This is a genomic window from Propionivibrio sp., from assembly GCF_049316945.1.
GTDB lineage: Bacteria > Pseudomonadota > Gammaproteobacteria > Burkholderiales > Rhodocyclaceae > Propionivibrio.
This window is the reverse complement of sequence record NZ_JBMOJE010000195.1, coordinates 1-6491: the sequence shown is the minus strand read 5'-3', so window position 1 is coordinate 6491 and position 6491 is coordinate 1. Positions and strand designations below refer to the sequence as shown.

At 50.8% G+C, this 6491-nt stretch carries 6 protein-coding genes; 2 read left to right on the top strand and 4 right to left on the bottom strand.

From position 1 onward, the window contains the following. Positions 1 to 363 precede the first annotated feature (363 nt). Entirely contained in the window at positions 364 to 720 is a 357-nt protein-coding gene (locus tag ACOYNV_RS24900; protein WP_422902092.1) for an XRE family transcriptional regulator, read from the bottom strand. Continuing rightward, complete coding sequence (locus tag ACOYNV_RS24895; protein WP_422902504.1) at positions 701 to 1093, bottom strand: type II toxin-antitoxin system RelE/ParE family toxin; 393 nt, start codon at positions 1091 to 1093, stop codon at positions 701 to 703. Before ACOYNV_RS24895 ends, ACOYNV_RS24900 begins: the two co-directional genes overlap by 20 nt. 647 nt (positions 1094 to 1740) lie before the next feature. On the opposite strand from ACOYNV_RS24895, the gene ACOYNV_RS24890 reads away from it, so the two are divergent. Beyond that, positions 1741 to 2106 carry a type II toxin-antitoxin system RelE/ParE family toxin gene (locus ACOYNV_RS24890; RefSeq protein WP_422902503.1) on the top strand — a complete coding sequence of 122 codons (366 nt, stop codon included), beginning with the start codon at positions 1741 to 1743 and terminating at the stop codon, positions 2104 to 2106. Continuing rightward, positions 2099 to 2425 (top strand): XRE family transcriptional regulator, encoded by a 327-nt coding sequence (locus ACOYNV_RS24885; protein ID WP_422902502.1) that lies wholly within the window; start codon positions 2099 to 2101, stop codon positions 2423 to 2425. The genes ACOYNV_RS24890 and ACOYNV_RS24885 overlap by 8 nt, the downstream gene beginning before the upstream one ends. Before the next feature lie 35 nt (positions 2426 to 2460). On the opposite strand, the gene ACOYNV_RS24880 is transcribed toward ACOYNV_RS24885, so the two are convergent. Together ACOYNV_RS24880 and ACOYNV_RS24875 are read right to left on the bottom strand one after the other, a co-directional pair. Further along, complete coding sequence (locus tag ACOYNV_RS24880) at positions 2461 to 4767, bottom strand: DNA polymerase (RefSeq protein ID WP_422902501.1); 2307 nt, start codon at positions 4765 to 4767, stop codon at positions 2461 to 2463. Continuing rightward, positions 4761 to 6491: IS630 family transposase (locus ACOYNV_RS24875; RefSeq protein ID WP_422902500.1), on the bottom strand; the 1731-nt coding region annotated here is incomplete at its 5' end. The genes ACOYNV_RS24875 and ACOYNV_RS24880, both read right to left, overlap by 7 nt.

The following is a 6491-nucleotide window of genomic DNA, read 5'->3' as shown; positions in this document are numbered from 1 at the left end:
CTGGCACCATTAGGCCGCGATTCGGTGGCTCCAATGGGGCGAGATTTGTCACCTCCTAATGTAATCATACGGCTATTTGCCGTACAATTCCACATCTTATAGCTTTTACGTGTTTGCCAACCTTACTGCTTTGGTCGTCCCACCGCGCCTTAGGCACCAAAATGGCTGGTCAGTGTAATTCACCCATGATCGTCAATTTAGATCGCGTAGCAAAACCCTTATGAGAAGGAAGCGAACAAAGCAACAACTGACACCGATATCGCGCTGGAATTGAGCGCCGAGGGTGAAGTCACGGATGCCCAAACGCCAGAAACCAAGGGGAGTGAACTGCGTCGAACGCCAGCGGATGCTGCGTCCCGATGGTCAGGCCGCAGTACCGGGAAGACGGGATCTTTTGGCGCTGCGCCGGTGTGGCGCCGCCACTTCCCCAATCTGGTCAATGAACACTGGGGGGCGATTCGGGAACTGGGCAACCAGTTCGAGTTTGCCGCCCATGCTTTCAATGTAGCGGCGCAGCGTTGAGAGCAGCATATCGCTGCGTTTTTCGAGGCGTGAAATCGTGTCTTGGCCTACGCCCAGCGCAGTGGCCAAGTCCTCTTGGGTTTGTTCGACGGCTTGCCGCAAGTCTTTCAGGGAGGCGAGTTCCTGCGCGCGAGCTTCAATACCGGCTTGCCGTGGTGCGGGCAACTGCGCCATCACATCATCGAGTTTTCTTGCCATGCTGTCCTACCTTTCCTTCGTTGGCGTTCAGGGTCGAGAGGTGACCGTCGAAGCGGCCATCCGCCTGCAAAATGAGCCGTTTATAAAACCGCCGTTGATCGGCACCGCCCTTGTCACCGCCGACCAGTAAAATGGCCTGCCGCTGTGGGTCAAAGGCAAACGCGAAGCGCCACACGCCACCTTCCCAATTGAACCGCAACTCCTTCATGTTCGAGTGCTTCGAGCCTTTCAAGCCATCAACCGTTGGACGGCCAAGGTTGGGTCCGAATTCGCGCAGCAACACCGCATGAGCCAGCAACTCATCCTGCAAAGCCTCCGTGAATGCGCGAAATTCGGCATCGAAGGCATCGTGAAATAGAACGGTCCGACTCATGCTTGCATTATGGATCAGAAGCCATATGGTTTCCAGTCCATATTTTCAGGTAGGGGCATGGCGCGATGCCGGGCACGCTTTGCTGGCCGATTGGGAGTCGGGTAACTGGACGCGGTTCTGCAATTGATATGTACATAGCGTTGTGCAGCGCAACACATTTATAGTCGACCGGTATGTTGCAAGGAGAAGCCGACTGACTCCATCCGACCCAAAGCGGCCGTAACGGTTGCCCGAAAGCGGCCTGTCAGCCAAATCCAGGTTCGGCGAACTGGACCGCTTCGAAGCTGCCATTGGCGAACTCACCCAACCGGCCACAAGCAGACGGTGGCTTTTTTTCTCCAAAGCGGCCGATGATCCAGCGCACACACCCGGAAGCGGTCATTCGATTCGAGTCGCTTGATTCCTCGTACTGATGTCAGCGAGAGCCAACAGGTGAGCATAGTACATCGGCTGACAGGCGTAGTTTATGAGAGCACATTCAAACGTCGTAAAGTTTATGTTTTTGGCTGCTACTATAGGGTGAAAACTCGACATTCTGCAAGCAGTGGGGAAAGATAAAAATCCCCTAATTACTCACAAAAATTACAATAGGGCATCAGCGAAAATATTCCCTTGACGGAATATTTCTTCAGAGCCATACTGGTATTATGATTTGGGATGTAGAGTACACGGATGAGTTCGGCGAGTGGTGGTGCAGCTTGGCCGAAGATGAGCGTGAGTCGCTAGATGCTTCAGTGCGCTTGCTGGAGGGTCGCGGTCCACATTTGGGCTTCCCTCATAGCAGTGGAATCAACGGCTCAAAGCACGGCCATATGCGCGAACTTCGCACCCAGCATGATGGCCGGCCGTATCGAACCCTGTACGCATTTGATCCTCGGCGGGCAGCCATCTTGCTGATTGGCGGAGACAAGTCCGGTTACGATCGGTGGTACGACGTTCATGTTCCCATCGCCGACAAACTCTACGACGAACACTTGGAACAACTACGAAAGGAAGGGCTGATCAATGGCTAAACAATTTGCAATACTACGTTCTGGCATGTCCCCGGAGTCGCAGGCACGCGCACAGGCCAAAGCGCATGCGATGCTTGCTGAGATGCCGCTGAACGAGTTGCGCCAAGCGCGTGGATTGTCGCAAAAGATGCTAGCCGAAGTGCTGCACGTCCAGCAACCTTCCATCGCCAAGCTCGAGAAGCGGACAGATATGTATCTATCGACATTGCGCAGCCACATTGAAGCCATGGGTGGGCAGTTGGAGGTTGTGGCTCGCTTTCCGGATGGCACGGTCAAGATCAGCAACTTCTCTGAACTGGGCAGCAGCGCCGCAGGGTGATAGTTCACCATCTAGCCTTGACTGATTCGCCCCCGTTACATTCCGATTAACCATCGGACCGCACTTATTTGCGCTCTATTTCGCTTGTCAATATCCGAACTTCTGAGTCCGTCCCAATATCTCCGCCGTCCTCCCGACGATGCGAAGCCAGATGAAATGATGCCCCGTCTGTACTCCTCAAGCCAAGTGAATAATTGCGGGTATCTTCCGGTAACTTCTTTACGAAGATCGCTTGCCTTACGAGCATCTATCAGGAATTTTTTACATAGTGCCGCATTCGAGGCGCCGATAGCCAGTGATATGAGAACGTCTTCATGGCTTAATCCCACGAGCGACGGTTGCTCACCGTTGATGAACTCGGTTTTTCCTTCTTCTCGATCCTTTGCAAGGACTCGATCCCCCGTTAATTGTTGAAGAATAACCATCGCTCGACTCTGATCAGGAATTAGCTGACGAATTTCCTTATCAAGCACGGCATCTCGCGGTAGCGCCTCTTCAAGATCAAAGAGACTTGGATCGGTGGATGAAATGCATCCATGACTTGCTTTCATCTGGCTGAATAGCGGAAAAACTTTACCGTTTTTTTCACCATTTAAAATCGTGAGCAGCTGATTTACCTGCTTATGAAGTCGCCTGTAGTGCATAACATCTCGGGCAAGCTCATTTCCCTGTGCAAGCTGTTCAAGCTGCCCCCGCCGAAGAGGCTGCCATCCAATTCTCGCTTGAAGTCCCTCAATTTCGCGAAAGAGCATAGTAATTTCCATCATAGAATCTACATCGAATTGCTTGCCTGCCAGGGCAAAAATGGAAGCCTTCGCCTGCTCTGCTTCGGTCTTGAGAGCATCCTTTCGGCACACGATGGCATTGATATCCACACAGACGCCCTCAATCTCCTTGTCACCGAGCATGCGCATGAGTGGCATCACGTCCTCTGCGAACTGGTTGTTAATTTTTTTATCGCTGAGAATCTTGGACAAGTGACCGAATAGCCTCAAAGTGGCATCCGCGTCCGCGCAGCCATGCTCAACCACGTTTTCAAAGGGAAGGTCCTGTAGAGTTTGGCCATCATCAACGATGTCTCTATATCGTTTCACATCATGGCCAATCAGTTTCTTGGCGACTGCTCCGAGATTGAAGAAGTCCCAGTCTCCGAAGCACTCATATGCTGCCAACATGGTGTCAAAATAAGGCGCTTGGATTTGAATGTTGTGCCGCCGAAGAAGAACATAGTCGTATTTCAGATTATGACCGACAACTTTGATCTTGCCTCCCAAGAGACGACGGAGAACATCGAATACTGATGCCGGCGACAGGTCACGAAGATCGGCCTGGATCACCGGGACGTAGAATGCTAGCCCTTTGCTAATCGCTAGGGCGACACCTAGCAGCGACGCATTTCTCGGATCCTTGCCAGTGCTTTCTGTGTCAACTGCGCAAAACTCCGCGTTCGCAACAACCTTTTCCAATTCGAGCAGACCAACTTGGTCAACGACTGCGACGTATGCATGACTGCTATCTCGCGTGATGCCAACTAACTCCACAGCTGGGGGAGATGCCAGAAGACGTCCAAGTGATGGAAACCCAAATTTCTTCAACAAGCGGCGACTTTCCTCATCGTTCCTCACAATGGGATCAATAGAAACCGTCAAGCTTGACCCAATGCAATCGGAAACTGTTAGTTCCTGCAATCGTGCTAGCAACGTTGCCTTGTTCTGGGTGAGGTATCGCCTAATCTTTGGCGACATTGCGTCTGCAACAGGAGTGTCTAACGTGGCGTTGAGGGTTCCATGGACTTCGAGCAGACGCACGACCTGTTTGGTCGAAAGCGACTGGCGTGCGCCAGCGTCCGTTAACGTGAGGAAGCTCGGTACCTGTTCAGCACGGATGTGATAGTGGGAGATCAGCGATTGCTCTGTAATAACCTGGTGCGTCGTTCCCTCGTGCACCAAGATGACACCGCACCTCGCATCAACAAGCTGCATCAGCGACTTATTGCATGTGACAATCCACTTGGCCTTATCTTCCAGGAGTATCGATCGGCATAGCGAGCCAACGCATACACCCGGCTCGTTTAGTACGTTCGAACCAATCCCAAGCAGTAAGTCACAAAACATTGCAATATTCAGTGCAGAAGTTATCTCATAGGCATCGGATCCTACGACTACAACCCCACAATCAATGCCAAGTATTTTACGAAGTTTCATCAAATAGCGAATGGCCCCGTAAACAACGGAAGTGTTTCGAGCGCAGTCGTCGACTAGTGCAGTCGATCCGTAAAATGCCATTTCGGCGTCGTTAAGCAAGAAAGTCGCATCGATCAAAAATGATTGTTCGGCTACCATTCCCGATAGTTCCCGGAGCGAATGTTCTCGATATCATTAAAGAAATCGATCTCCCATATCTTCTTTCCAGCCCTCCGAGGATTCTCACTGAAGTGGGCGTTCCGCTCATTGAAATGCCGTGAAATAGCATTCTTCATCTCGGGGACATCACGATAATCAGAGTGATGAATAACGGCGCACTTCATCCCACTGAAAACTGCCTCTATTACATCCAAAAACTGCGATGACGTCGGAAGGGGAACTAATTCAATGAGAGGCCCCTCATTTGCAATCTTGGTGGTGGCGTTGAAGGCGTCAAGCCATTCGACCAACATTGTTGACTTATGCCATGACGCAGCGTCCCACGTCACGTAAAGCTTGGATGCTGATAAATGCTGGTTGTAGAGCAACTCCATCAGGTCAATCATGGCCGTGGTATCCTTTGCGCGACCGTAGATCCAAGTCATTTGATTCGTTGTTGCACTCAATGCGCCAGACATCATGATGACGCCGCGGTGTGCTTGCACCTGTGGGTAAGTGAGAACCTCGTTCTTTCGAACGAACGCGCGGCCACCATACTTCTTCACGCGCAAGGGGCCGAGTTCGTCAATGAAAAAAAAGAGCTCGTTGGGCTTTAGGTTCTGAAGGGTGTTTAGCAGTAGGTCTACTTTTTCACGATAGTTTGGGTCAGGACTCGTGAGCACCCTACGCGCTTTCCGAATAGAGTATCCGGACTGACGCAACAGGTATCCGGTATAGCTCACACTCATTGACTCTTTGTATTCGCTCTTATAGGCGCTCGCGATAGATGGACGGCTCCAATTGCTGCGATTGATACCATACGCACTTGGTTTTGCGTGAACGATCTGAAGAATCCTGCGTACCTTCAAATCACGAACGGTTGTTCGACTTTTGCCTTCCTTCGATTTTATTGGTTCTCTGTTCAAGGAAGGTTGTTTTAGTCCTTCTATACCAAAACGGTTGAATGCCTTTATCCAACGATGGACAATACCTTCAGGCCGATCAATCTTTTTGGCAATGTTTTCTAGCACCTGATTTCGGCTCTCAAGAATTGCAACGGCTTTTTGCCAATGCTTCTTGTTGTTAGACGCTCTCCATTCATTCAGCAAAGATCTATCGGTATTTCTTATGAAGCGAATACGGCACCTATCACGAGCTGGCTCGGGCGCAAGGACCGTTGGGGCTCGGTTCACAAACGTCTGAACTTCAGCTTGATCCATGGAGTAAGCATGCTTTACTATGTTTTTTCCACGGTAGGAAAGCAGTGCTGGAACGACTTCGGTGGCAGTCTTTGGCCGTATTTCTAGCACTGTGAATCGAAAGATGTTGAAATCGCCATCACATATGTAGTGAAAAACATCTCCGACCGATAGGCCGAGCAATTGAACGGGTATATCGCAGGAGGCACAGGGCTTTTCGACATCAACGAAAAGATCGTCCTCTTCCAGGGGAATCAGGTGCGTGTGCACTCGGTCAGCAGTTCGAAATTCGTATAGATGGTTTCTGTCCCAGCCAAGAATGTTCATAACAATTTCGTTTAGTTGTTCAAGCGTATGCTTTCCAAGCACTGTAAATTCGCGGGACCAATTCGGTTGGGTTTCTACTTCCGCAATCGAAATGTCTGCCGGTGGAAAAGATGTCGGTTTGTCGGCAGCAGAGTTAATGACGCTCGCTAAGGCGGCGTAAATAAATAAACATATCAAGTTTGCGCTATTACGTTCGGT

Excerpts from the sequence above, each read along its gene's own strand:
- ACOYNV_RS24900 (WP_422902092.1), bottom strand. The coding sequence starts at position 720 with ATGGCAAGAAAACTCGATGATGTGATGGCGCAGTTGCCCGCACCACGG.
- ACOYNV_RS24895 (WP_422902504.1), bottom strand. The coding sequence starts at position 1,093 with ATGAGTCGGACCGTTCTATTTCACGATGCCTTCGATGCCGAATTTCGC.
- ACOYNV_RS24890 (WP_422902503.1), top strand. The coding sequence starts at position 1,741 with ATGATTTGGGATGTAGAGTACACGGATGAGTTCGGCGAGTGGTGGTGC.
- ACOYNV_RS24885 (WP_422902502.1), top strand. The coding sequence starts at position 2,099 with ATGGCTAAACAATTTGCAATACTACGTTCTGGCATGTCCCCGGAGTCG.
- ACOYNV_RS24880 (WP_422902501.1), bottom strand. The coding sequence starts at position 4,767 with ATGGTAGCCGAACAATCATTTTTGATCGATGCGACTTTCTTGCTTAAC.